This window comes from Brevibacillus reuszeri, assembly GCF_002897295.1.
Classification (GTDB): Bacteria; Bacillota; Bacilli; order Brevibacillales; family Brevibacillaceae; genus Brevibacillus; species Brevibacillus reuszeri_A.
In genome coordinates this window covers 51472-77452 of sequence record NZ_BEXF01000004.1, presented here as the reverse complement: position 1 = coordinate 77452, position 25981 = coordinate 51472, and the positions used below count along the sequence as shown (strand labels likewise).

Below are 25981 nucleotides of genomic sequence, written 5' to 3'. Positions count from 1 at the left end.
GTTGTGCCTCCTACCTACTGGACTGCGATCTTTTCGTACAATGGATAAGCCTCGCAAAGCTTGCCGATTCGCTCACGCACCTGTTCGCTGACAGCAGCGTTGCCTTTTGCCTTCAGCACGGTAGCGATTGCGCTTCCAATCACTTGCATTTCCTGCTCTCTCATGCCGCGAGTGGTGACAACTGCCGTACCGATACGTACACCGCTCGTCACAAAAGGGCTGGCTGTTTCGTACGGAATTGTATTTTTGTTAACCGTGATGCCTGCATCCTCCAAGAGAGCCTCCGCTTCCTTGCCCGTTAATCCCCATGGGCGTACATCCAAAAGCACGAGATGATTGTCCGTTCCGCCAGACACCAACGTAGCGCCTTCTTGGAGCAGGGTAGCAGCCAATGTGGAAGCATTTTTGACAACATTTTCTGCATAGGTTTTAAAGCTCGGCTGCAGTGCCTCTTTAAAGGAAACTGCCTTTGCCGCGATTACATGCATCAATGGACCGCCCTGAATACCAGGGAAAATAGCCTTGTTGATGCCTTTGTAAATTTCCTCGTCATTGGTCAAAATGATGCCGCCGCGTGGACCACGCAATGTTTTATGTGTCGTGCTCGTCACTACATCCGCGTACGGAACAGGAGACGGATGCAAGTCTGCCGCCACGAGACCGGCGATACGTGCCATGTCCACCATGAACTTGGCTCCGATTTTGTCAGCGATCTCTTTGAATTTGGCAAAATCAATCTGGCGCGGGTAGGCGCTTGCTCCGGCAATGATCAGCTTTGGACGCTCGCGCAGTGCTGTCGCTTCTACCTCGTCATAATCGATCAAGTGACTGTCTTCTCTCACGCCGTAAGCCACTACGTTGAACCATTTCCCCGAAAGACTAACCGGGCTTCCGTGGGTCAGGTGTCCTCCATGGGAAAGATTCATGCCCATGATCGTATCGCCAGGCTGGAGCAGGGAGAAAAAGACTGCTGTATTCGCCTGTGCGCCAGAGTGAGGCTGCACATTGGCGTATTTGGCACCAAACAAGGTGCAAATGCGATCAATCGCGAGCTGCTCAACCACATCTACATGCTCGCAGCCACCGTAGTAACGTTTGCCTGGGTAGCCCTCTGCGTATTTATTGGTCAGTACTGAGCCCATCGCTTGCATGACTTCTTCGCTGACAAAGTTTTCCGATGCGATCAGCTCCAGCGTCCGATGCTGCCGCTTGTTTTCGTTCTCAATAGCCGAAAAAATTTCAAAGTCACGATCCTGCAAACTCATGAACGCTCCTCCTATTTGCTACCTTTCCTCGTGCTTTGCCTAAGAAAAAAAGGACGAAGGAAAGATAGATTAACGTGTAATCTACCTTTCCTCTGTCCTTTTTACCTGAGAGTTTAGCTTCGTCGCGAGCTCCTGCGTGTATGACATCAGGCTGTTGTCGAAGCGTTCCCCTTGGGTGGCTTTTTCAAGCGCTCTCCAGAGGTGCGTCCAATTGTAGTACTCTTTACCTGAGAGATTAATCCCAAGGGTTTTTGGGACTTGCTCCTTCGGTGCCAGTCAAAGCATCTGGTCTCTCCTACAATCATCATCCGCCATATGAAATTTTGTCATTCTTGCCAAAGATTATCGGCTCAGCTGATGAATTCCTTGCCCAAGTGCTCCTTCTGCCGCTTCCATGATGATTTCGCCCAAGCTTGGATGTGCATGGATCGTATGAGCAATGTCTTGCAGCTGGTGCCCTTTTTCAATCGCCAGACCAATTTCTCCGATCAGGTTGGATGCTTCTGGTCCAACAATTTGTCCTCCCAGGATTGCACCCGTGGCGCTGTCTCCGATGATTTTTACAAATCCGTCTCCCGCATTCAAAGAAAGTGCCCGACCATTTGCAGCATACGGGAATTTCCCGATCGAAACCGTATAGCCCTGACTTTTGGCTTCTGTCTCATTCAGACCGACACTTGCAATCTCCGGATCTGAGAAGACGACGGCGGGTATTGTTTTATAGCTGACTGAGCTGTCCAGACCAGCAATGACTTCTGCTGCGATTTTGCCTTCGTATGACGCTTTATGCGCCAAGGCCAGACCCTCCACGATATCACCAATCGCATAAATGTTAGGTACACTCGTTTTACACTGCTGATCGACCTGGATGAAACCACGTTCCGTCAGCTTCATATTTACCGCTTCAAGTCCGAGCTGATCGATGTTCGGACGTCTGCCTACCGTAATTAGCAAATATTGTGCGGATATCTGCTGCAGCTCACCTTTTACTTCATACGTGATGGTGACTTCATCTACTGTTTGCTCCGCTTCTTTGGCGATCGCTCCGGTATGCACCTCTACGCCCAGCTTCTTCAGCTTTCGTCCTACGAAGCGGGACATTTCTTTCTCAAACCCCGGCAAAATCGAGTCCGATCCTTCTAGAATCGTTACTTTGGCACCGAGCTTGGCATACGTTTGCCCCAGCTCGATTCCAATATAGCCTCCACCGATCACAACCAGGCTTTTCGGAATTTCTGTGAGCGTAAGCGCTTCCGTAGAAGAAAGTATGCGTCCCTCATACGGGAAAGCTTTTAGCTCAATCGGTCTGGAGCCAGTAGCGAGGATACAATGTGAAAAGCGGTAAAGACTCGTTTCCTCTCCGTTTGTCACCTGGACCAGATCATTCCCCACGAGCTTCGCTTCGCCCTGGATTCGCTGGACCTTGTTTCCTTTGAGCAGCGATTTGACGCCACCCGTTAGTTTATCGATCACACTTTGCTTCCAATCCTGTACTTTGGCAAAGTCGACGCTGACTCCCGCTACCTGCAACCCGATCTCCTGGGAATGAGTAGTCGCTTCGTACTGATGTGCTACCGAAATGAGCGCCTTGGAAGGAATACAGCCTTTATTTAAACAAACGCCGCCGACCACCTCTTCTTTTTCCACAATCGCTACTTGCTTGCCTAATTGAGCCGCTCGAATCGCTGCGACATATCCCCCTGGACCAGAGCCAATGACCAGGACATCAAGCTGCTCCACTACTCCGTTCTCTGCCATGGTTTTCCCCCACTTTTTTCTCTCTAATTACGCGCTTTGTATGATCAGCTTGTGCGAATGCGCAGCCGATCTGAAAACAATTCCTCTGGACTCGACAGCGCAAAGCCTTGGTCCGGATTGTAGTCAAGCGTCAATACGTCACCCAGATTGCGCTTCGTCAAAAGATCCATGCAGAACGGAATCTTGTTCAGGTAGACCAGCGTATCGTTTTTTCTCAGCTCATCAACCGCCAGCTGGACGGAAAAAGCACATCCACAATCTCCCGACATCACTACGTCTATCCGCAGAGCAGTGTCCTGTGGAAAGCTGAGCTTGCTGAGTTCACTGCGAGCAGCATCCTTCACCGTAAGCTCCATGTTCTCGTTCCCTGCCTCCTTTCCCATCCCGCCATCCTCCACTTAAACCTTTTTTGCGAACACCAAAAAAGGACAGGGGAAAGATAGAGTGACGATACTCTACCTTTCCTCTGTCCTTTTTACCTGAGAGTTTAACTTCAGTCCGACTAGCCCGAAGTATTCCCCTTGGGTGGCTTTTTCAAGCGCTCTCCAGAGGTGCGTCCGATTGTAGTATCTGGTACCTGAGAGATTGATCCCAAGGGTTTTATGGGACTTGCTCCTTCGGTGCTAAACCTGTCTGTTTAGTCTCTCCTACAATCATCATCCGCCGCTATTCAATTGATGGATAACTTTTCATTAAGTAAATCACATCCATCTTATCAATGTCAATTCTGAAAAAAAATATTATTCAGTCAACCTGTTCATCCAGAAACGCTTTTACCACCCGATAAAAACCTTCAGGATCATCAGAATGAACCCCATGACCGCATTGCTCAAACGTTTCAAGCTTTGTGTTTGGTCTTCGCGATACCATCAGCTCTGCCTGGTTTGCGTCTAAGATAAAGCTCTTTTTGCCATGAATCAGCAAGATTGGGCACGTAGAGGAAAGCCAGTCTTCCCACCAGCTGCCATTGATGTTTTGCTGCGAGATTTTCATTCCTTTTAAATCAGTGCGAAACCCCCATCCTTTTTTATCCTCAAATACACTTTCAGAAAAATAATCGATGGCTCTCACACCTACACGTTCAAGCGATGCCCTCAGTTCATTTAGCGTTGCAGAACGTTCGGGGAGCTGCTCTGTGAAAGATAAATCAGCAAAAATTTCTGTGCCAACGTCCTCCACAATAACGGCTTTGACCAATTCAGGGTAGCGTGCAGCAAACTGGTATGCATTGACTCCGCCCAAGGAATGCCCCACGATCGTCACTGATTGACCGCCCAGCTCTGAACGAACCAGGTTCAGGATATCATTGACGTAGCTCTCCCTTGTGTAATCCTTTTCCGGCGGATGCTCGCTCCAGCCATGACCGCGTTGATCCAACCCAATCACTCGCCAATCTTTTTGGAAAGCTGCGGCGAATGTGGAAAAGGTGCGGGCATCATTCATATGTCCGTGCAGCAGGAGCAGTACATTTGGACTTTCTCCCCCATAGTCGAGGTAAGAAAGCTTGATATCACCTGATTGAAAAAATTTTCTTGTCGCCAAATGATTGTCCGTGGAATGAGACATGTCATTTCCTCCTTTTTTCTTCTGAATCGTAAATGACTTGCTTTCCCCTTCACTCTACCAGACAATAGTGACAGATCATGTCATAATTAAAAACGGGAGTACAGAATATCCATGTCTAAATCCAAGAGACTGCTGGAATTAATGCTGACCGTCAATCGCAAACGGAAATTCACCGTCAAGCAGCTTGCCCAGGAGTTTGGCGTATCCACGCGAACGATCCTGCGAGATTTGCAGGAGCTGAGCGAGCTTGGTGTGCCTCTGTATTCGAAAGTCGGTCCACATGGTGGCTACCAAGTGCTAAAGGAAAGAATCTTGCCGCCTATTGCTTTCTCCGAGGAAGAAGCCGTTGCTATCTTTTTTGCCATTCATGCCCTTCGCCACTATTCCTCGCTGCCTTTTTCGGCTGAAGCTTCTTCGGTCTTGAAAAAGTTTACTCAGTTTATGTCACAGGACGTCCGCGATCGGATAGAGCAGATGAAAAACCGTGTTGATTTCATTACTCCGACCAGACAAGCCAGTTCACCGTATTTACCCGTCCTCCTTGACGCCGCGATCCTGCAAAATGTGCTCCGCATCGATTACGAATCCAGAGATAAACGGGCTGATCGCCATATACAGCCGATTGGCATTTATACAAGAAATGGCCTGTGGTACTGTCGCGCTTATTGCTTCCAAAACGATGATATTCGCGTATTTCGCTGTGACCGCATCCATTCTGCGGTTCCATCCGCCACAAAGCCGAGAGATTTATGGCATATGCACCTTGGCAACAGTCCCAGCCATCCGATCGAGGAGCAGCTCGCGCTTTTTGCAGAGCTGAATAAAGCGGGCGTACAGGCTTGCGAGGCAGAGCCCGGTCTTGTAACCCAGCTCCATATTCGCGAGGATGGAACCGGCTGGCTGGAAGGCAGCATAGCAAAGAAAGACGTGCTTTATTTTGCCAAGTTCTTCATCGGCGTGGGAAAAGACGTAACGGTAAAGCATCCGCCAGAGCTTTTGGACTGCATGAAAAGCTACTTAACTGAGCTCTCGTGTCACTATTCGTTTTCTTGAACAAAGCAAAAAGCCAGGGCCAACACTCCCTGGCTAATGCATGTAACAGGCTACAGCAGTCCTTCCTCTTGCGCTTTTTGTATCGCATCATCCCGATTCCGCACACCGAGCTTGTCATACAGAGCTGAGGCATAATTACGTACTGTCCCGTCTGACAAATACAGCTTGGCTGCGATCGTTTTATAGCGCATGCCTTGGGAAAGCATCTGCAAAATCTCCCGCTCCCGCTTCGTTAACCCATAAAAATTATCATCTTTTCCGCTTATTTGTGATGCAACGAGCAACTCTTCCTGCTCGTTTACTGGCTGTGCATCCAGCATTTTATGAAACAGGTCCTGTGCAATCATCGTACCACCGCGATGAACGAGGCGAATCGTTTCCGCAAGCTCGCGTGATTCAATCGATTTCAACAGATAGCCGTCTGCGCCACTGCGCATGATTTCCTTGGCTTTTTCGGTATCCTGAAACGTAGACAGGACGAGGACACGAATATCTGGCCATTTTTCCTTCAGCCGTTTAGTCGCAGTGATCCCATCCATATTCGGCATTTCGAGGTCCATCAGCACGAGGTCTGGTTCCAGCTCCTCGCACAGCTCGAGAGCCTGTGCCCCATCCTCGGCCATCCCGACAACCTGCAGATCCCGCTGACTCTCCAGTATGGTGCGCAAGCTTTCCCGAATGAACGAGTGGTCATCAACAATAAATAAACGAATAATTTCATCGGCGCTCTCTATCAGCCTCGGCACAAAGCAGGTAACGAGAGTTCCTTCTCCCCGTTCCGAGTATACCGATACTCTTCCTTGCAAATGAGCGGCTCTCTCTCTCATCGCCGTGATCCCGAAGCCATCCTTCCAGTTTTCTACCCCGTGACCGTTATCCTGTACTTCCAGCCTCGTCTGTTGCGGTTCAAAATGCAATGAAACGACGATGTCCGTTGCTTGTCCGTGGCGTACCGCGTTCGTCAAAGATTCCTGCAAGCAACGAAATAAGGTCATTTTCACCTGCTTCCCGACCGGATACTCTTCTCCGATTGCACGAAACCGTACATTTACCTTTGCATGTGTCTGAAATTCTTCCGCAACCTGCCTCAGCGTATGGACCAAGGGAAGCGTCTCTTGTGGTGACTCCATCTGATGCAAGTACCCTCGCACTTCCTCCATGCTTTTTCGAGCAAGCTTCATGAGAGATTCGAGCTTTTGCTCCCCTTCCTGCGACGCCACCTCCGGCCGCAAGGTTTCCAGCCCCATGATAATCGAGGTATAGGAATGCCCCATCGTGTCATGCAGGTCCTTGGAAAGCCGATTTCGCTCCTCCAGCAGCGTCACTCTCTCAATTTGAGTGAGGTACTGCTCCAACACACTATTTTGCTTGCGGATTATTTCATTTTGCCGATGATTGACGATGAGCAAATGAAAGGCAAATCCGATCAAATAAGCTAGCCCGACTTGCAGAGAAATCCCCCACACATCTATTTCCCGCGAAAACAGCATCATCAGCAGCGGAAGTAAACCAATCGTAATCGGAGCAGACCAGCGATATGATTTCTCCGCACTATTGGCGGCAATCAAAAAAGCTGGTGTCAAAAACGTAAGGTACGCCTCCGGAAACAAAGACGTGAGATAAAGAGATAGTCCGCCAAACAGGAGCATTTCTGCAATCAGGTAGTAGCGGTAGCTCAGCATTAAACAGATCCACGGGATGGAAAAAGCCATAATTCCCCAGAGTACAACGATCCATAAGGGCAGAGTAAGATAATTTTCAAATTGTATAGTCGTAATGGTGAGTGAAGAGCAAATGAACAGTCGTATAAAAAACATCACCCAGTCATACCAGGCCCATTGTTTTACGATATCTAACAAACCATCATCTCCTAATTGCTTTGAACATCAAGCGCGTGTACCCACCAATGATCTGTACGAGTCCGTTCCCAATCTTGGAGCACCCGATCATGAGTATGAATCCCACAGCCATAATTTGCAATGCCCTCAGCTCTGAATCCACAGGAATCCCAAAAAAATATAACTCCAAATGCGGATAGAGTAACGGTACAAACGCACACAAAACAGGTCCAATGTAGATGAGCACTCCGATCACCAGACAAATGCACCCTAGGATGAATTTCTGCATCAGCCAATAAACCGATATCCAATTTTCTCCATTCGTTAATTCCACCTTTGCCTGTATCCATTGATTTCCCTCTGCTCTTTGTCTAGCTGCCAACGGCTCAATAGAAATATCGGTGTAAATCTTCGTCTGAATACGTTCATGCTGGACAAAAGCTTGGGTTGTACGCAGCACATTGGTGAGCAATGGAATTCCCACTACGGTAAATGACAATGCCAAGCCAAGCGCAATCCCACTCAAATAAAAACAAAAGTAAAACACACCCGAAGCAAATGTAAACAGCAAGAAGATAAAATTTTGCACGTTTCTCATGATCGCTCTTTTCAACAAAGCCAAATCTCTCCTGTCTATACCTTTTCCGACACGATGATGACGGTCTGCCCTTACCGTAATCCGCCGCGCGTCACATGAGCCAGTGCCAAAATGTCATATGACATCCAAAGACAGCAGCTTTTTTGTAATTCGGAAAAATAATGACAGGAAGTAACTACCGAGTATGACACGAGCTTTGCCATACTGTGCTCAAGCGCTACCCCTAGGAATCGATGCGCCAAAACGTGTACCACACCAAAAGGAGAATCGCACATGAAAAAAGTGATACAAAAAATGAGTCTAGTCGTTTTTCTTCTCTCCACGACCTTGATTGCCGCATGCACGCAGCCGCTTGGTGCTGTGGAATCAAAACAGACTGCTTCCATTACTGAAACCAGCATAAAAGGACCGATGGATGCCAAAGAAATAGAAGCATTTGCCGATCCACTGTTTGCAGAAAAAATGAAAGAATACAATGTGGCTGGTTCCAGCTTTGTTGTCGTCCGTGATGGCAAAGTCATCGTGAACAAAGGCTACGGCTTTGCTGACAAGGAAAAGAAAATCCCTGTTGATAAAGACACGGTGTTCCAAATTGGCTCAGTATCGAAAACCTTTACCGCCTTGGCTGCTATGCAGCAAGTCGATGCGGGTAAAATTGACCTGCATCGCAATATAGAGGAATATCTCGGTGGACTAAAAATTCCTAATAAGACAGGAAAACCTGTCACCATGTACGACTTGCTCACCTACACACCCGGCTTCGAATTGCCGGACGAAACTACCTTTACCGGTCCACAATACATCGGGCAGGACATCTCTATGGATGAATTCCTTCCAAAGCACTTGCCGACCGTCATCCGACCACCTGGCGAAGTCTATACGTATGATAATACAGGATTCTTACTCGCTGGCTACGCCGTGGAAAAAGCAAGTGGTATCCCCTTTGCCCAGTATATGGATGAAAAAGTGTTCAAGCCTCTCGGAATGGCCTCGACCAGTGTACGTTTGAAGCCTGAGCTCATGAAGAGAATGGCTGCCAATTACTATAATACTGGCGAGCAACGTCCGCTAGAAGGACACGCTCCAACTGATGGTCCGCAGGGAAGCATTATATCAACAGCAGAAGACATGGCAAAGTACATGATCATGCAGCTGCAAAACGGAAAATTTGACGGCAAAGAAATCGTCAGCCAGAAAAGCTTGGATTTGATGCATACGCACCAGATTTTCGCGGATGACATCCCGATCACAACCGTAGGCTTTGAAAACTATTTTCCAGAGTATACAAATGGTCAGCACGTTGTTTTGAAGGGCGGAAACATGCCAGGCCATTCTTCCCTAATGGTATTGATCCCGGAACATAGAACCGGCTTTTTCATGTCCTACAACAATGATTCAATGGTTAGCGCTGATATTTACAAAGAATTCATGGATCATTATTTCCCAGAAACAGAAAAAAAAGCTGAGCCTGTTTACTTGCCCTTGAGCGAAGCGGATGCGCAAAAATATTTCGGGCTGTATCAAAATACGCGTGCCTATTGGACACGCAATTCTATTACCTATGAGAATGGATCACTCGTGCTTGAGAGTGAGGCAACCGGAAAACAAAAGCTGCGAATGATTCACCCATTGCTATTTGTAGATGAGGAAGGCGAAAAAATCGCGTTCAAGGAAGACAAAAACGGTAACATCAAATACTTCTATTATACAACGGAAAAAGGCGTTAACCTTGCTGGCGAATCACAAAAAATGGAAATGGAAAAGACCTACTCAGACGTCCCTAACACTAGCAGCTATAAGACCCATATCAACAACCTCAGCGCCTTTTCCATTATGGGAGCGAAATCAGGAAGTAAATTTGATCCTGCAGGGACCATGACACAAGGCGAATTTGCTGACGCCCTGATCAAAGCCGAAGGCCATTACGTAATGGCTGGGAGTGAAGACGGGCTTAGACAGCAATTGGCCACGGGTATCCCTACTTTGAACCCACAGGCACCAATCACAAGACAAGTCGCTGCTGTCATGATTCAAAACTTGAAGCAGCTTGAGCCTGTGGCAACCAGCAAAGTGACGCTGCAAGACACAGCTGACACATGGGCAGCAGATTCGATCACTGCACTTGTTTCACAAGGCATCGTTGATCCTGATACAAAGGTAAACGCAGATGGCTCTTTCACATTCCGTGCAAAAGATTTACTGAAGCGCCAAGAAGCCAGCGCATTGCTGGATTTAGCGTTTGGCTACTATTCGCTGCCGATTAAACAATAAAAAGCATTTTCCTCTTTTTGGGATAAAGTAGGGAGTTGTTGTATACCCTACTCCTTTGAGGGAGGTGACTGGTCGTGGAAAATAGCGATAAACACAACGGACAAGCTGAACAAAAAACGACAAGCGAATTAAATGAAAAGGAAATCGAGCTTCAGCATCAATATCAAATGTTCCCTTCCCCAGATGAAAAGCGTGCTTCAAAAGTGATTACCGAGTTGAAAGATTAAAGATACGAAGAAAAAAAGAATGGGAAACTCTCTCCCCCATTTTAGGCTGTCGAGATGCTCGGCAGCCTGTCTTCGTGAAAATAAAAGAATCCGCCTAGAGGAGACGGATTCTCGCCAGTACCCTCATCATTTTCTAGTAACTGCTGCGTTTCCCAAAGATGAGAGACAGAACGAACAAGATCAAAAAAACAACGAACAAGAATTTCGCGATACCCACCGCTGCCGAAACAATCCCTGAAAACCCGAATATCGCCGCAATAATGGCAATGATCAGAAACAGCATAGACCATCGTAACATGTGGATCACCCTTTCCTGGTTTGTTTCCTCTTGTATAATCGTTCCTGCTCATTATTAACCACTTTTCTTGCGGTTGAAACAAAAAGAACCGCCACGAAAGCGATCTGTTTCATCTGCAAGCGTGGCGGTCCTCATTTTCATAGAAATGCTTTATTTCCTGTAGATTTTTTCCTGTGGATTGAAATCGGTGTAGGGAAGGCCATCCGGCACAAATAGAATCGACTCCTTACTCCCTAGCCCTAAAAAGCCCCCGTCAGCCAAGCTCCCGTAAATCAACCGATGGACATGATGCTGCAACTCTTGATCGAAATAAATCAGGACATTGCGGCACAGGATCACATGAAACTCATTCAGAGAGCCATCCGTCACCAGGTTATGCTGAGCGAACACGAGATTCTCACTCATACTGGGGCGAAAATAGGCAAAGCGATGGTCGGTGGCGTAATATTCGGAAAAGGCCTTCGTTCCCCCGGCGTCCAAGTAATTTTTCGTATACTGCTGCATTTTCTTTAAGGGAAATGCTCCTTTCTGCGCAGCCTCAATCGCCTTTTCATTCATGTCCGTTCCATAAATCCTCGTCTTGTGGGCCAATCCCTCCTCCAACATCAGGATCGCCATGGAGTAAACCTCTTCCCCCGTTGCACAGCCAGCATGCCATATTCGAATTTCAGGCAGTTTCCGTAGTATGGGCACTACTTCTTTACGGAAGGCGATGAAAAAGCTTGGATCTCGAAACATTTCTGTCAGGCGAATGGATAAGTCGTTCAGTAATCGTTCCAAAGCTCCTTGCTCATGCAGCACCTTTTCCAATAATGCTGTGATTGTGGGAAGTCCCTCCGCTATCATCCGATTTACGATTCGCCTGCGCAGCGATGCACGCACATAACCGCGAAAATCGTAGCCGTACATTTGATAAAGACCTTCCAAGAGCAGGTTGATTTCTATTTGTTGCCGCTCGTCGTGAACCACATTCTCCATAGCTGTCAAAGAATCGGTGGATAGGTCTGGTAATGGAGTGTCCATTTCGAGTTCACCTACTTCTATTTCGTCAGCCACACCCGCATGAGCGAGAACAGCTGGTCTATATTTAATGGCTTCATAATATAATCGGAAGCACCGGTTTCCAAGCATTTTTCTCTTTCGTGCTTCATCGCTTTGGCAGTCAGCGCGATGATAGGCAACTGGTCTAGCCCCAGCTCCTCACGTATGATCTTCATCGCTTCATAGCCATCCATGACCGGCATCATAATATCCATCAGGACTAGATCGTACTCCCAAGAACCCTGCAGCTTCTCCAATGCCTCTCTGCCATTCTCTGCTACCTCTACCGAGACTCCTTTTCGTTCCAGTGCGGTAACGAGCGCATACACATTTCTGGCATCGTCATCGACTAGCAGTACACGCTTTCCCTGGAAGAGCTTTTCTTCTGGAGCAGGTGTGACCATATCCAACCAGCTCGCATTCTCTTGTTCCGAAGCGACCATACTTCCGGTTGCTGCCACTTCGTCTGTCGCCAGAAGTCCCGTATCTTGTCCATCTGGAGTAGCCTCGTCCCGTTTGCTTGGAAGGTACAAAGTAAACGTACTTCCTTTATTCGGTTCGCTCTCAACCACGATAGCTCCACCCAATAGGCGTGTAAACTCACGGCAAATCGATAGTCCAAGTCCGGTCCCACCGTACTGTCTATTGGTCGTGCCATCGACCTGCTGGAACGCTTCGAAGATGAGCTCCTGTTTGTCGCACGGGATTCCGATTCCTGTATCTATCACTGAAAATTCTAATACCGTCTCTTCTTTCAGGTCAGGAAGCAGCTCCTGAACACGCAACGAATTCGCTGGTCCTATCCGCAGTGTCACACTTCCCTGTTCGGTGAATTTACATGCATTTGACAACAGGTTTTTCAATATTTGATGCAGCCGTTGCCCATCCGTCAAAATAAGATCGGGTGTGTCTGGATGGACGTGCACTTCAAAGTCCAGCTGCTTTGTCGAAGTTACTGGTTCAAACATGCTTTGCATCAGCTGCGGGATTTCCGAGACGTTGACTTCATCTGTCATGATCTCAATTTTCCCAGCCTCGATTTTGGATAAATCAAGAATATCGTCAATGAGGCGAAGTAAGTCTTGCCCCGCTGTATTAATGACCCGGGAGTACTCTTCCACTTCCGCCTCGTCCGTTTCTGACTGACTGTTTTCCATGAGCATTTGTGACAGGATCAAAATGCTGTTCAGCGGCGTGCGCAGCTCATGGGACATGTTCGCCAGAAAATCAGTCTTGTACTGCGAGCTCTCCTGCAGCTTGCGCGCGTATTCTGCCAGCTCATCCTTTGCTTTTTGCAGTTCAGCTGCCCTCTGCTGCGCAAAAAGATTTTGTTCTTCCAAAAATTCATTGGTCATGCGCAGCTGCTCTTGCTGCATCTGCAGTTCTTCCGATTGAGTCTGCAGCTCCTCGGACTGTGTCTGCAGCTCTTCGGTCATCACTTGAGACTCGCTAAGCAAGCGCTCCACTTCCATCCTTCCCATAACGCTGACGATCGATTGTCCAAACTTCTCCTGCAGCAAATCCAAGAGTGTTAAGTGCGCTGCTTCAAACGGCTGAAACGCAGCCAGCTCGACGACTGCCTCTACTCTTCCTTCTACCATGATCGGAGCGACCACTAAATGGCGAGGTGAGGCTTGCCCTAATCCAGAGGTGACCTTGATATAATCTTCTGGCAAATGATCGATGAGAAAAATACGTTTATCCACCGCACACTGACCAACTAGACCTTCCCCCAAGCGAAAGCTGTCCGCAGCATGCTCCTGATTCGCAAGTGCATAGTCTGCCACGCGAATGAAGATCGTCTCAGCGCTATGATTTTTCCGTAGATAGACGACCCCGTATGCCGCTCCGAGCTTTGGCGCAAGCCTGCCAACAAAAGCTTTAGTGAGCGTATGAATATCCGTTATGCCCTGATAGATCGTAGAAATTTCCGTCATGCTCTTCTGTATCCAGCTCTGCCGCTCCAGACTGCCGAGCAAATCATTCGTCGCAAAAGCGAGCTCCTGCAGCTCGTCTTTTGTTTGCACCTCAATCCTTGCTGTCAGGTCCACATCGGATGAGGGATCGGTTATCTCTCGAATCGTTTTCACGACCTGCTTGATCGTGCTGACGATAGTTCTGGACAGATAGAGGGACAAGGCAAAAGTGATGATCGTTACGAAGCCGATAATCGCATACCAAATATAGAGCACCTTTTCATTGCTCTGATTCAGCCTCTCGATGCGCTCTGCTGTCACTCTCTTCTCATCTACAAGAAAAGAATCAAGCTGCGTCCGCAGCTGATCCATCGTTTTTTTGCCTGTATTTTGTTCAAAATGATGCTGTAGAGCTTCTGCGTTGTTTTCCTTCTTTTTCTGGACGACGTACTCTCCGGTATTCGCCACCCAGCTTAAAATCAAAGGGCGGATTTGTTCCAGATTCCGCTGTTGCCCCGGATTATCCGCGAGCATCGTGTACAGCTTGTTGTAGTTATCCTGCCAGCTGCGGCTTCCGATCTCATAGGGCTCCAGATACTGTTCATCCCCAGTAATCACATATCCGCGCATCCCTGTTTCCATGTCGAGCACATTTTTTTGTACCTGACTGGTCAACTCGTGTACGGTCATGTCATGATTGGATATAAACTCGATTTCAGCCTGCAAATCCTTCATCGCATGATTTACGATAAGAAGGGAAACGCCCAGACAAGCCACGATCAATACGTACACGATAAAAATTTTCGCCTGAATGTTCAGATTAATACCTTTCATCGAGCTCGCCTTCTTTCATACGCTTCGTGTCGGAAAAAAATATACCAACTATTCTATCACATTTGCTGCCACGAAACGAAAAAAGGGTAGACGCTCATGAGTAAGCCTTACTCTGATAGTGCATGCTTTAGCTTATCGATGGCCCGCTTCTGAATTCGGGACACGCTCATCTGGGAAACGCCCAATTGCTCAGCAATTTGTCTTTGGGATTGTCCTTCGGCGTAAATAAGCGAAATCACTTTTTGTTCTTCTTTTTTCAAGCAGCCAAGCGCTTCATTCAAATCAATTCTCTTCTCCAGCAGCTGATAATCATCAGCGGGTGTGGCAATCATATCGGCAATCGTCGCATTACTCTCCCCTTCAGGCGAGAGCTGTGTGTCTAGCGACGTATAGTTGTAGTAGTCACGACCAACGAGAACCTCGATGGTTTCCTCCACAGTCAGCCCCACCTCATCTGCGATCTCTTCCACGTGGGGGGAGCGCTCCAGCCTGATAGTCAGCTCGTCAATCATCCGCTGAACAAGTGCGCTCTTTTCTTTAATTTTTCGCGGCACCTGTATGTACCAGGACTTGTCCCGCAAGTAATTTTTCATATGTCCGACCAGATGCTTCATGGCATAGCCTTCAAAGGGAATGCCATGCGCGATGTCATATTGCTTGAACAAGCGAAGCAAGGTGATTCGCCCCACCTGATACAAATCCTCGTTCAAGTCGGGACGGTTGCGTGACATCTTTCCTGCTGCCATCTGGACGATTTGATCATAATGCAGCAAAAGCTCGGTTGCTGCTTCGCCGCATTCGGTTTCCCGATAAATTTTCATTTTGGAGTACAGCTTGTACAAAGCCTCCGAGGGTTGGTTTGGATTCATACCCTTTCCCCTTTTCTGCTCAGCCGCTTGGACAAAACGATCCTGGTTCCTGTGGTGCTCCCCGTGTCCACCTGAACTTCATCCATCAATGCTTCCATCAGGAAAATACCAAGACCGCCTACCGAAAGCTCGCTAATTTCTTCTCGCTCGCCAGGAACGCCATTTCCCGGCACCCCTGTATTCACAAAGCTATGTCCATAGTCTTGCACAGTGATCACCAGTTGCTCCCCGTCATTCTCCAAGCGCAGGTCGATCATCCCTGTATCAGCATCCCTATAGGCGTGCAAAATGGCATTATTGCAAGCCTCCGAAACAGCCACTTTCATGTCCTCAATTTCTTCAAAAGAAAAGCCTGCTTTCGTCGCGAAGCTGTATAAGCTCAGTCTGACAATATCCAAATATTCCGCCTCGGCGGGTATTGTAATGCTCACAAATGGATTCATGGTCGCTCCTCTTTCCTTTCCTGACTCCTGCTCTCCCTACAAGTGTAACAGATTCCACTGACAGTGCTCATTCGCCCGCCCTCTTGCCAGCCGGTTGTGCGCGTGCAGACTTCATTCGCAGCCAGACATCTACCACTGCAAGAGCTCCTTCCAAAACCGCTTGCCATTTTTCTATACGCTGTGCTGGTGCTGGCCCTCTTTTCGGCTGCTTAAAAGAAGCGAAGAATCCTGTAGCCGATTGTCTGACCGTCGTCGTGAGCTCATGGACAACCTGACCGACATCACCCACACTGCTAAACAAATGATCCAGCTTCGTCAGCTTCGTGCGCAAATCAACCGCCATTTCATTTGCATTTCCTACTACTGCCTTCACTTCATCGCCAATTTCTCTGACTTCTATTTTCATCTGCCCCAAGGTCTGCGTGACTTCGTCCAGGGAGCTTTTCACCGATTGTAATGTCCGAATCAAGAAAAACGTCAGGATGACAAACGCAATCGCAACCATAACGGCGCTCATTTCTAGTAACATAACATGCCCTCCCTATTAACCATTTAAGAGCCATTACCCACCCCCGCTTCTACTGAAACAGTTGTCCGGAAAAAAATTGCCTGTTTCGATCTGCAACTAAGTGGGTAACTATTGCTATCCACACCATTCTTCAATAAACGGAGGTACTTATGATGACAAACACCGTAACGTATTCCATTTACTTGACGAAGACGCTCAATCAGCAGGTTGCCAACTTTTCAGTGCTGTATATGAAGCTGCACAATTATCACTGGTATGTAAAAGGCGAGAACTTTTTCACGCTGCACGTTAAATTCGAGGAGCTGTATACAGAGGTCGCACTACATCTCGATACTATCGCAGAGCGGATGCTGGCTCTTGGGTCCGTACCGACTGCGACGCTCAAAGAACATCTGGAAATGGCAACGATCAAGGAAGCGACAGGCGAGGAAAATGCAGAGCAAATGGTCGAAGCCTTGTCAGAAGACATGGAAACCATCATGAAGGAGCTTAAAATTGGTATTACCTTGGCAGAGGATCAGCGCGATCAGCCTACAGCCGATATGCTCACGGCCATCCACACTTCTTTTGAGAAGCATCGCTGGATGCTCAGTGCCTACCTTGGAAAATAAAGATAAATCAAAGACCCACGGACCTGACAGTGTGATTGTCAGCCCGTGGGTCTTTATTTGATCAAGCAGCCCATTTACGCGCCACCCTTTACTCCTTGCAGCAGAAATTTGGCAATTCCGGTAATTTCCAGTAGCTTAAGTACTCCTGGTGGAATATTGCGAACAGTAAGCGGCGCCCTCTTTGCATCCCGTATTTTTAAGATAGAAACGAGGATACCGATCCCTGTGCTATCTATGTAAGAGAGGTCCGTCAAATCGAGAATGAGTTCTTTTTCTGTACCAGACACCACCGCTTCCAGCTTATCACGGAATAATGTCGCTGCTACCTCCAGATCCAGCTCACCATGGAAATGAAGAACAATCGCATTGTCGGTTTCCTTCTGCTCAATCGAAAATTTTTCAGCTGCCATGTAGCTCACTCCCTCTATCTTTTTATATTGGTAGCTTTTATCTATTTCGTTGAAATCATGACCAGGCACCTATCGTCCTTTAGATCGTCTCTTCCTGCACCTAGTTGCAGCTTTTCAACAAGCCTGACTGGATCATGTTCAGCCTGTTCATGCAATCTGCTAACAATCGGGACCATTCCATTGTCATGCTCTACACCCAAGCTCTCAACCAAACCGTCCGTGAACAAAATAATTCGTGCCTGTTCGTCGTAAGAAATCTCATCTTGGACAATATCAATTCTCTCAAAAAACCCCAAGGCACAGCAACCCTTGTCGAGCATGACCGCTTTTCCATCGACCATGGCAACACCTGCGGGATGTCCGGCATTCACGTATTGAATCGTCCGCTTTTCCGTATCCAGTACCAGATAAATAGCCGTGAAGTAATAATTGATAAGTCGGTCTGACATCTGCAGCTGGTTCATGCGCCGATTGAGCTCATCCATAACCGCTTTTGGGTCACTTACCCCCATAATCGTATCCTTTAAGCCCGCGTACATGTACATGCACACCAATGAGGAGGAGATGCCGTGCCCCATCATATCAAGCAAAATGACAGCATAGCGGTTCGGCGCAATTTGATACCAGGCGTACAAATCACCAGCCAGCTCCGAGGATGGCTCATAGACTGCCGATATGTCTACTGCCTGATCATGGATCGGACTGCTGAGCATACTGCGCTGAACCTGCTTGGCTAATGCCAGCTCATTTTGAATCCGTTTATCCCGTTCCTTACGTAGATCCTTTTCATGCTTCAAGCGAAGCGTCGAACGGATACGTGCCAGCAGCTCGACCTTGTTGATCGGCTTCATGACATAATCGAGCGCACCCGCATCCAGTGCCTCCGCCATCTTATAGGAATCTCCCATCGCCGTGACAAAAATAATCGGAAGATCACGCAGTCTCTCCTGCTTCAATACGGTTCTGCATGCCTCTACCCCATCAATTTCCGGCATCATCAAGTCCATCAATATTAAATCGACCGGTACCTCTCCAGCTTCCTTTGAATCCATGCCAAGAAAATGGTAGAGCTCTTTGGCCGATGACAGCAGCACCAGATTATCATAGCCAGCTTTTCGCAAAATTTTTTCAATGATCACTAGATTGGTTCGGTTGTCGTCTACAATGACAATACTCATAGCAACCCCCTATCACGAAAAAAGTCAGGGGATACTCCCCACGTTCATTTCTTTTATCATAGCATGATACGGCAAAGAGCTCCTTCCCTTTACTACCCACCCGTTTGTTGATTCAAACAGATGAATTTGAAAAATGGATCATTTTCCTGTTTCAAACACCAAAAACAAGTTTATAAAAGAGTAGGAACAAAATACGAGACACAAAAGGAGAGATGGACGATGAATCAAACACCAGAAAACAATAAAGGCGGTCTTTTGAAAGGAATGCTGATCGGAGGCGCGATCGGAGCTGCCGCTTCATTGCTGATGGCACCCAAATCAGGGTCGGCTCTGCGAGAGGATTTGTCCAACGCCATTAACTCTCTCGGCGAAAAAACTCGCGATCTCGCCACCACCCTCAAGGAAAGAACAACCAATGCAGCAGACACAATCAGCATACAAGCTTCCGAGCTTTCGGAAAAAGCACAGGAAGGAAAACAGATCGTCGCAGATACCATACAAACAGTCAAAGAAGACATGCAGGGCAAAAGCTGAGCAGCTTCATTCCGCTTTTCGCGTAACGAACTTTCTGTAAAAGGGGAGATGTATATGGAGCCAACGAGGATGCATCAACAATTGGTAGAGCTAGGCTTGGAAAGAATCCATCACGCTGTCACCTCAACGTATCGCCTCAACATCGCTTGCGAAAAAACAGGCGTTACGTATCCGCTGCTAGTCACCGCTGTCACCTATGAACAAGGCCATCACGTCATCAACTTTGAAGAAGCGGAATTTGAATCCAACAACACCGTTCCTCTACACGTACAAAAAGCCGCTCTCGATAAGCTGATCGAGCTGGAGCAGCATTTCCGCCAGTGGACGCAAATGACACTGGAGGGAGCACAAAACAGCTCGATGGCACAAAATATAGACGAGATGAAAAAGCTCGGAGATGAAATGAAGGATTTGAAAACAGGTAGTGAGATTATTGATAAAAATCAGGTTCCCGATCCGATCCAATAGGAAGCAAACCCGATTAGCCATAGTCCGATGTGTAAACTGGACTATGGCTGTTTTTTGAGGTTGATACATCTGGCATAGAAAAAAGCCGGACATCCGCTTGTGTCGGATACCCGGCTTTCCTATTTTTTGCGAGAGTCATGGCCCTCGTCCTTTTCTCTCTGATTCAGTTTTTCGGTTTTTCTCGTTCAGTAAATAGCGATAGATAAGATTGTCCAGCTTCCGCGATTTATTCAGGATGTAAGGTTCACTCATCCCGTTAGCGCCGCTTGTCGTCGATACAGCCTTATACAGCTCCTGCCTGGCCCTTTCGATTTCGCTTAGCATCATTTCACGCAACTCCTTCATCCCCTTTCCTGTAGCGGTGATGATCAATTATTCCCAAGGAAAGAGCTTCTCCCCAATTTTCCTGGAAGAAAGCTCCCCTCCTTGAGATTTACTTAGTAGTATCTGTCCCGCTAAAAGATAGGCGGATAGTAATAAATCGTTGGATCGTAGTCGTTTCCGTCGTAGTAGGTTCCACCCCATGCGATCACCACGATATGGTCGTTCTCCATTTCCATTTCAAGGCGCTCCGCATCAGAAGCAATGAACCCCATTGACCTCAGCTTTGCACGCAGCTCCTCATCACGGGTGCGGAAAACGTTGGCAATCGCTGTGCCAAAGCCTTCTTCCAAGACGCCTATCTGCTCTGCATTTGCTCGGCTTGCCACGCGCTCGGTGCGATCTTTGTCATAGGCAAGCACATAAATCTGATCTTCTCGATAACCATCTCGTCTGAATTTTGCGACTTGAAGCTGCGCCTCATTTACGTTTCGGACTGTTTTCACTTTCGTTTCCATGGTATTCATCTTAATCCCTCCTAAGTGGAATGTGGATGATGGATGGAGACGATTGTCTCAATCCTTTGTAATTATCTTGCTGACCATTATTACCCATGAAAATAGCAGCTGAAACAGTCATCGGGCATTTCATAGATCGATCTCTCAAAAAAGGAAATAGCCGCTTCCCCTACAACCTAGGAAAGCGGCTATTACAACTAACACGCAAGCTATTGGATAAGTGTCGATTGTGTACTTAATTCTTGCACCGTTACCTCATCCACATCCACACCCAAGCCTGGACGATCCGTTACCATCAATTGATCTTTTTCATAATGCAGCTTGCCGAAATCTTTGGAAAACATGAGTGGTCCCACCATCTCATTGGAAAAAATCATGCTCTTGGCAATCGAGAGGTGTGCGCCCGCTGCAGTCGCAATCGAGGATTCCACCATGGAGCCGACCTGACAGCCTAAGCCCGCTATTTCTGCCTGTGCTACCAGCTTGCAAGCAGGATACAGTCCCCCGCATTTCATCAGCTTGATATTGATCAAATCGGCCGCCTGTCTCATGATGACTTCTCGCATTTCCTTGTCACCATGCAGTCCTTCATCGATCATGACTGGAATGGTTGTCTTCTGTCGCACCTCTGCCAATCCTATGATGTCGTCTGCCAGCACAGGCTGCTCGATCCATTCCATCTCACAGTCCTCCACCTGCTTCAACACCCGCATGGTCGTCGCGACATTACGCCATCCCTGATTTGCATCTACTCGCAGCTGGACATTTTCACCGATTGCTTCCCGTACGGCTCGAATTCGCTTGACATCAGTCGCCGGATCATCTCCTACCTTGATTTTGATGCTTGTATAACCATCCGCTACAGCCTGCGCCGCTTGGCTGGCCATTTCTTCTGGCGGCAATATGCTGATCACGAAAGGAACGGATAAGGACGCGTGCATCTTTCCTCCCAGCAGATTGTAGACGGGCTGACCCGTCGCTTTTCCCATAATGTCATAGCAGGCAATATCGATCGCAGCCTTTGCTGTTGGCGCGTGGTATACAGTGGCTGCCATGATTTTATGGAGCTTTTCGATCGCAAATGGATTTTCTCCAATCAACAGCGGTGCTACATCCTTGCTCAGCATTTCGTACGTGCTGTAAAAGCTTTCTCCCGTGACATGGGGGTCCGGCATGCCCTCGCCATAGCCTACAATTCCTGTATCCGTCGTCATTTTGACGATAATGCTTGGCAGCTTATGGAATGTATCGTACGCAACGATAAACGGCCGTACCAAAGGAAGCTCGGTGGCAAATACCTCTACGGAAACAATTTTCATGCGAAACCTCCGTTATTTAAAATGGTCCATAATGCATGAGATTCGCTACCAGGACAGCAATGAGTCCGATCGCAAATTGGGTCAAGATTAAAGGCATAATCCATTTCGCCCAGCGGCTCCACGGAATACCCGCGAGTGCCAGTCCAGCCATAAAATAGCCTGAAGTCGGGAAGATGATGTTTCCAATCCCGTCAGCCAAAGAAAAGGAGAGTACTGCTGTTTGACGGGTTACGCCAACCAAATCCGCCAACGGTGCCATGATCGGCATGGTCAATGCAGCTTGTCCACTGCCTGACGGTACGACAAAGTGAATCAGCGCTTGCAGGATAAACATTCCTCCCGCACTCATCGTAGGCGGGATCTCATCCAGAACACTAGAAGCATGGTACAAAAGCGTATCAATAATATGACCTTGGTCTAGCACAACCAGTGTCGCGCGCGAAAGACCGATGATCAGGCAGCCAGCTAGCATGCCAGCAGCACCTTTCATGAATGCTTCGATATACTGGTTGGCGGACAAGCGTCCAATGAAGGTGATTACGATGGACAGTACGACAAACAGGGCAGAAATCTCTGTAATGTACCACTTGAATTGAAGAACTCCGTAAATCAGGACCGCAAAATTAAGCAGGAAGCACGTTAGTACGATTTTGTGGGTTCTGGAAAGAGGCTGATGGTCTTCCTGCTGCGCGGTGTCATAGGAGACGCCTTCCCCGTAAAAACCAAGGGACCGGTCCTTTTTCACCTTCATCGCATAGCGATAAATAAAAGTGACAGAAACGACATACATAATGACGAACAACACGATGCGGTAGCCGATACCTGAAAAGATGGGAAGCTGGGCAATTCCTTGGGCAATTCCGACTGTAAACGGATTCATAATGGCTGTCGTAAATCCGATTGATGCCCCAACCAACACGATTGCCGTCCCGGTGATGACATCGAATCCGAGTGAGACAGCGAGCGGAACCAGCATCGGGATATAAGCCAGCGATTCCTCCGCCATTCCGGTAAATGCCCCCGCAAATGCAAAAAACAGCATCATGACGGGAATTAGCCACTTTTCCTTATTACTCAGCTTTTTGGACAGGGCTCGGATAAACGCATCGACAGCACCTGTAGCTGTCAGTACCCCAAATGTCCCCCCAATGATGAAAACAAAAAAGATGATGTCCGCTGCTTCAACCAGCCCAGTATGAATGGCACTAAACAATTGAAAGAAAGAGACAGGGGTTGATTCGAGCTTTTTGAAAGAGTGTGGATCTACTACGCTTCTACCGTCTACTTCGACGCGGGCGTATTCTCCGGCAGGCACGATGTGGGTAAGAAATGTAGCGATTAGCAGTACACCAAACAGCAACACAAAAACGTTGATCGCTTTTTTTCGGCCTGATGCTTGCACCTTGTCGTTTTGCACACCGATCTCTCCTTTTTCATAATTCTGTTTATTTATAGTAGTTCATTTGAGTATTCATGAAAAATGAGTTTGTTTAATGGTAACTATTAAAAAATCTATAGTACGGCGCTCGGGCTGGTGTGGTGGGGAGGAAAAAGGAGAAAAGGCTGCGGCTTCTTGGGCCTTCAGCTAGGAGTGGGGCTGTCCGGCTGTATGGAAAAAAGAGAAACCGCGTCCAAAAGTGGTCCTCTCGGGATGCCGCTCAGGGTTGGACGCTTAAAGGCGTGTTTCTCTTTTTCCCATTCCGCCTTGGTAGAAGTCCCAAAGAGCCTTGCCTTTTCTCCTTTTTCCTCGGACCAGCTCTCCTGCCCTCACTTGCTTCGGCAGGAAAAAAATAATAAAAGCGAAATCGGGGAGAACCGAATTCGCCTTTTTTCTATCAAGTGCGAAAGGTTGGCCATACATCCAATAGGACATCGATAAAGCTGCTCACTGTACTGTAATCTCGCAGATCTTTTGGGTAGATCAAGTGTGTCAGCAGTCGTTTTGGAAAGCGATGCAGGGCTTGCAGGGTGCCTTGTTTGAGTTCTTTTTCGATGATGACGTCGCTGATCAGGGCGATTCCTGCCTGAGACATGACAGCTCGTTTGATGGTCTCTTCACTGCCGCATTCGATTGTGGAATGAGGGACGCAGCCGATTTCGTCCAGGCACTCTTTGATGACGCCTTCCAAATCGTAGGAAATAAACGGGTACAGCTCAAATAGCTCTTGTGCGCTGTGGTCTTTGACGATAAGGGGATTGACGACGAGCACCAGATCCTCCTGATCAATCAAAATCTCCTCGATCCCCGGTCGGTTGCACGTCCCTGCAATGATTCCGATGTCGACCTGACCCGTATCGACCAGCTTGATGGTTTCCTTGCTGTTATAACAGAGCATTTTCATTTGAACCTGTGGATGAAGCTTCAGATAAATACTCAACAGCCGAGACAGGTAATAGCTGCAATAAAACTCAGGTGCGGATATGTTCAAATTCCCATAAGGCTTTTCCAGCCTGCGCAGGTCCTGCTCCAGCTCTTCCAAATCGCGGAATAGCTTATCTGTATGTCTTTTTAACAGCTTCCCTGTTGGCGTGAGGAAGGTTCGTTTCCCTACCCGATTTAAAAGGGAATGGCCGATGTCCTTTTCCAATGCCTGTATTTGCAAGCTGATCGTCGGTTGACTGTACCGAAGCCTATCCGCTGCCTTAGTCAAATTGAGGCATTCTGCAACGACGTGAAATGTTTTCAAATGACGCAATTCCATTTACAATCACCTCAGAAATCCTCAGTCGGATTCTCCCCAAGTTGGTTTTGTCCATCGTAGAACATCTCTTCGCTCCAGACAAGAAAAACTCCATTCATTACTACTGAATAGTCTCGACTGATGGTAAAAAAAGGTTGCGATAACGTTTGAAAATGTTCAGGAATGCAACGGTATCTGAGCGTTCGGGTAGCCTATAATTTACATTGAGGATACATCCAAGTGAAAAACCAATGAGAGTAAGAACGGAGTGACTGGCATGTATAGACGATTATTAACCATTCCGATGACGGCCCTCCTCGTCCTGCTGGCAGCTTGCAGCACAGGTGGCCCTTCGGGAAATTCCTCTGACAATACCGCTGAACCCAAACCGACACGAGCAGTCGAGTATCTGGGTAATAGCTACAAGGTTCCTGCCCGCACCAAACAGATTGCTTTTGTCGGGTCCCACGGCTCGTATGAAGATGCCCTTTTGCTCGGAATTCCACCATTTGCGGCAACGATGGACAAAAACGGTACGTTCCCGCACGAGTACGCGACTATCACCCAGAATGCGAAGCATCTTCCGTGGAACGTAGCAGACAACGTCAGCGAATTGTCAGCGCTGCAGCCTGACGTCATCCTGACAACGGATAAGACTACAGCGGAGGACGTCCAAAAGCTGCAAAGTGCAGCAACGGTTATCCCGGTTTCGACAAACGGCGCCTATTGGGCAGAAAATTTGCGTCTGCTGGCAGATGTTCGGGGCAGAGAAGAAAGTGTGGATACACTCATTCAAAAGCTGACGCAAAACATACAAAATACGCGTGACAAGCTCGCTTCCTTTCAGGACAAGCAATTCCTGACCGTCTGGTTTCAAGAAGGCTCCTTTTTCGTTTACCCACAAAACGAGAGGTACAACCATCTGCTCTATACCGAATTAGGCTTACAGGCACCAGACATAGTCGCAAAAGCAGCCGAGCGCACACCACTCACGATGGAAGCACTGGCACAAGCAGATCCTGATTTCCTTTTCGTCATGGTGGACAAAAGCGGTGCACCTGCCGACGCAGCTGCATTCGAACAGGTACAGCAAGGCTCCCCATGGACAGGCTTGAGGGCAGTAAAAGCAAACCAAGCCTTCCTCAATGCAGTCGATCCTGTCTTGGCTGGCGGCACTGTTTACAGCAACCAGCAGTTTTTGATCGCGCTCCAAAAGCACATTCTGAAATAATTTCGCCCGTGGGATGCATGAAAAAAGGAATCTAGATCATACTAACTTCATCGAGCTCGGTGGTGTGTTTTCAATCAGGCTTTAGTCTTCTAGGAGGCGATGTGCCATGGATGATTTACACGATCACCTAGTGAATAAGGGAAACCGCAGCAACACGTAAGAAAGCTTCTAACTCAGCAGGAGGTAGATGCGTCGCACGTGATG

Annotated in this window: 26 protein-coding genes and 2 riboswitches; of the genes, 7 read left to right on the top strand and 19 right to left on the bottom strand. The window is 47.8% G+C overall.

The window, feature by feature from the left end; genetic code table 11:
• Window positions 1-14: 14 nt before the first annotated feature.
• The 4 genes from glyA to C3B52_RS07990 all read right to left on the bottom strand — a co-directional run bounded on the left by glyA (window position 15) and on the right by C3B52_RS07990 (window position 4589).
• Entirely contained in the window at window positions 15-1265 is a 1251-nt protein-coding gene (gene glyA, locus C3B52_RS08005) for a serine hydroxymethyltransferase (RefSeq protein WP_103105557.1), read from the bottom strand.
• 204 nt (window positions 1266-1469) lie between these two features.
• Window positions 1470-1573, bottom strand: a riboswitch (glycine riboswitch).
• Window positions 1574-1607: 34 nt separating this feature from the next.
• Window positions 1608-3023 carry a dihydrolipoyl dehydrogenase gene (gene lpdA / locus C3B52_RS08000; protein ID WP_103105556.1) on the bottom strand — a complete coding sequence of 472 codons (1416 nt, stop codon included), beginning with the start codon at window positions 3021-3023 and terminating at the stop codon, window positions 1608-1610.
• Between the two features lie 44 nt (window positions 3024-3067).
• Window positions 3068-3406, bottom strand: coding sequence for an iron-sulfur cluster biosynthesis family protein (locus C3B52_RS07995; RefSeq protein ID WP_103105555.1), 339 nt, complete (start codon window positions 3404-3406; stop codon window positions 3068-3070).
• Between the two features lie 171 nt (window positions 3407-3577).
• Window positions 3578-3683: riboswitch (glycine riboswitch) on the bottom strand.
• Window positions 3684-3767: 84 nt separating this feature from the next.
• Window positions 3768-4589: an alpha/beta fold hydrolase gene (locus C3B52_RS07990; RefSeq protein WP_103105554.1), complete on the bottom strand. Its 822-nt coding sequence runs from the start codon at window positions 4587-4589 to the stop codon at window positions 3768-3770.
• Window positions 4590-4700: 111 nt separating this feature from the next.
• Here C3B52_RS07990 and C3B52_RS07985 point away from each other — a divergent pair, with 111 nt between their 5' ends.
• On the top strand, window positions 4701-5642 hold the full coding sequence (locus tag C3B52_RS07985; RefSeq protein ID WP_103105553.1) for a helix-turn-helix transcriptional regulator: 942 nt from the start codon (window positions 4701-4703) through the stop codon (window positions 5640-5642).
• Between the two features lie 50 nt (window positions 5643-5692).
• Here C3B52_RS07985 and C3B52_RS07980 read toward each other — a convergent pair whose 3' ends face one another.
• Together C3B52_RS07980 and C3B52_RS07975 are read right to left on the bottom strand one after the other, a co-directional pair.
• A complete protein-coding gene (locus tag C3B52_RS07980) occupies window positions 5693-7501 on the bottom strand; it encodes a helix-turn-helix transcriptional regulator (protein WP_103105552.1) in 1809 nt (602 codons plus the stop codon).
• Window positions 7502-7505: 4 nt separating this feature from the next.
• The gene (locus C3B52_RS07975; protein ID WP_103105848.1) at window positions 7506-8093 is read right to left on the bottom strand and encodes a sensor domain-containing protein; all 588 of its coding nucleotides are present in this window, start codon (window positions 8091-8093) and stop codon (window positions 7506-7508) included.
• 258 nt (window positions 8094-8351) lie between these two features.
• On the opposite strand from C3B52_RS07975, the gene C3B52_RS07970 reads away from it, so the two are divergent.
• Entirely contained in the window at window positions 8352-10349 is a 1998-nt protein-coding gene (locus C3B52_RS07970; protein ID WP_103105551.1) for a serine hydrolase, read from the top strand.
• Between the two features lie 74 nt (window positions 10350-10423).
• On the top strand, window positions 10424-10576 hold the full coding sequence (locus C3B52_RS36340) for a hypothetical protein (protein WP_164684722.1): 153 nt from the start codon (window positions 10424-10426) through the stop codon (window positions 10574-10576).
• Window positions 10577-10709: 133 nt separating this feature from the next.
• Here the strand turns inward: C3B52_RS36340 and C3B52_RS07965 are convergent, their stop codons facing one another.
• From C3B52_RS07965 to C3B52_RS07940, 6 genes are all read right to left on the bottom strand, one after another.
• Window positions 10710-10874 carry a DUF1328 domain-containing protein gene (locus C3B52_RS07965; protein WP_103105550.1) on the bottom strand — a complete coding sequence of 55 codons (165 nt, stop codon included), beginning with the start codon at window positions 10872-10874 and terminating at the stop codon, window positions 10710-10712.
• 150 nt (window positions 10875-11024) lie between these two features.
• A complete protein-coding gene (locus tag C3B52_RS07960; protein ID WP_103105847.1) occupies window positions 11025-11852 on the bottom strand; it encodes a CheR family methyltransferase in 828 nt (275 codons plus the stop codon).
• Window positions 11853-11914: 62 nt separating this feature from the next.
• Window positions 11915-14665, bottom strand: coding sequence for a CHASE3 domain-containing protein (locus C3B52_RS07955; protein ID WP_103105549.1), 2751 nt, complete (start codon window positions 14663-14665; stop codon window positions 11915-11917).
• Window positions 14666-14772: 107 nt separating this feature from the next.
• Entirely contained in the window at window positions 14773-15534 is a 762-nt protein-coding gene (locus C3B52_RS07950) for a sigma-70 family RNA polymerase sigma factor (RefSeq protein ID WP_103105548.1), read from the bottom strand.
• Window positions 15531-15977, bottom strand: coding sequence for an ATP-binding protein (locus C3B52_RS07945; protein ID WP_103105547.1), 447 nt, complete (start codon window positions 15975-15977; stop codon window positions 15531-15533). The genes C3B52_RS07950 and C3B52_RS07945 overlap by 4 nt, the downstream gene beginning before the upstream one ends.
• Window positions 15978-16044: 67 nt before the next feature.
• Window positions 16045-16506 (bottom strand): DUF948 domain-containing protein, encoded by a 462-nt coding sequence (locus C3B52_RS07940; RefSeq protein WP_103105546.1) that lies wholly within the window; start codon window positions 16504-16506, stop codon window positions 16045-16047.
• A gap of 152 nt (window positions 16507-16658) precedes the next feature.
• On the opposite strand from C3B52_RS07940, the gene C3B52_RS07935 reads away from it, so the two are divergent.
• Window positions 16659-17117: a Dps family protein gene (locus C3B52_RS07935; RefSeq protein ID WP_103105545.1), complete on the top strand. Its 459-nt coding sequence runs from the start codon at window positions 16659-16661 to the stop codon at window positions 17115-17117.
• 74 nt (window positions 17118-17191) lie between these two features.
• Here the strand turns inward: C3B52_RS07935 and C3B52_RS07930 are convergent, their stop codons facing one another.
• Together C3B52_RS07930 and C3B52_RS07925 are read right to left on the bottom strand one after the other, a co-directional pair.
• Window positions 17192-17527, bottom strand: a complete 336-nt coding sequence (locus C3B52_RS07930) for an STAS domain-containing protein (protein ID WP_103105544.1) — start codon at window positions 17525-17527, stop codon at window positions 17192-17194.
• Between the two features lie 41 nt (window positions 17528-17568).
• Window positions 17569-18705: a PP2C family protein-serine/threonine phosphatase gene (locus C3B52_RS07925; protein ID WP_103105543.1), complete on the bottom strand. Its 1137-nt coding sequence runs from the start codon at window positions 18703-18705 to the stop codon at window positions 17569-17571.
• 219 nt (window positions 18706-18924) lie between these two features.
• Here C3B52_RS07925 and C3B52_RS07920 point away from each other — a divergent pair, with 219 nt between their 5' ends.
• Both C3B52_RS07920 and C3B52_RS07915 read left to right on the top strand, forming a co-directional pair.
• Entirely contained in the window at window positions 18925-19239 is a 315-nt protein-coding gene (locus C3B52_RS07920; RefSeq protein WP_164684721.1) for a YtxH domain-containing protein, read from the top strand.
• Window positions 19240-19308: 69 nt separating this feature from the next.
• Window positions 19309-19707: a hypothetical protein gene (locus C3B52_RS07915; RefSeq protein WP_164684719.1), complete on the top strand. Its 399-nt coding sequence runs from the start codon at window positions 19309-19311 to the stop codon at window positions 19705-19707.
• A 135-nt stretch (window positions 19708-19842) separates the two neighbouring features.
• Here the strand turns inward: C3B52_RS07915 and C3B52_RS07910 are convergent, their stop codons facing one another.
• The 5 genes from C3B52_RS07910 to C3B52_RS07890 all read right to left on the bottom strand — a co-directional run bounded on the left by C3B52_RS07910 (window position 19843) and on the right by C3B52_RS07890 (window position 24567).
• Entirely contained in the window at window positions 19843-20034 is a 192-nt protein-coding gene (locus tag C3B52_RS07910; protein WP_164684720.1) for an aspartyl-phosphate phosphatase Spo0E family protein, read from the bottom strand.
• Between the two features lie 128 nt (window positions 20035-20162).
• The gene (locus C3B52_RS07905; protein WP_103105539.1) at window positions 20163-20555 is read right to left on the bottom strand and encodes a general stress protein; all 393 of its coding nucleotides are present in this window, start codon (window positions 20553-20555) and stop codon (window positions 20163-20165) included.
• 200 nt (window positions 20556-20755) lie between these two features.
• Window positions 20756-21865: a mandelate racemase/muconate lactonizing enzyme family protein gene (locus C3B52_RS07900; RefSeq protein WP_103105538.1), complete on the bottom strand. Its 1110-nt coding sequence runs from the start codon at window positions 21863-21865 to the stop codon at window positions 20756-20758.
• Window positions 21866-21881: 16 nt separating this feature from the next.
• Window positions 21882-23288, bottom strand: coding sequence for a YfcC family protein (locus C3B52_RS07895; protein ID WP_103105537.1), 1407 nt, complete (start codon window positions 23286-23288; stop codon window positions 21882-21884).
• 412 nt (window positions 23289-23700) lie between these two features.
• The gene (locus C3B52_RS07890; protein WP_103105536.1) at window positions 23701-24567 is read right to left on the bottom strand and encodes a LysR family transcriptional regulator; all 867 of its coding nucleotides are present in this window, start codon (window positions 24565-24567) and stop codon (window positions 23701-23703) included.
• Between the two features lie 256 nt (window positions 24568-24823).
• Between C3B52_RS07890 and C3B52_RS07885 the strand changes: the two genes are divergently transcribed.
• Window positions 24824-25777, top strand: a complete 954-nt coding sequence (locus tag C3B52_RS07885) for an ABC transporter substrate-binding protein (RefSeq protein WP_103105535.1) — start codon at window positions 24824-24826, stop codon at window positions 25775-25777.
• The last annotated feature ends 204 nt before the right edge of the window (window positions 25778-25981 follow it).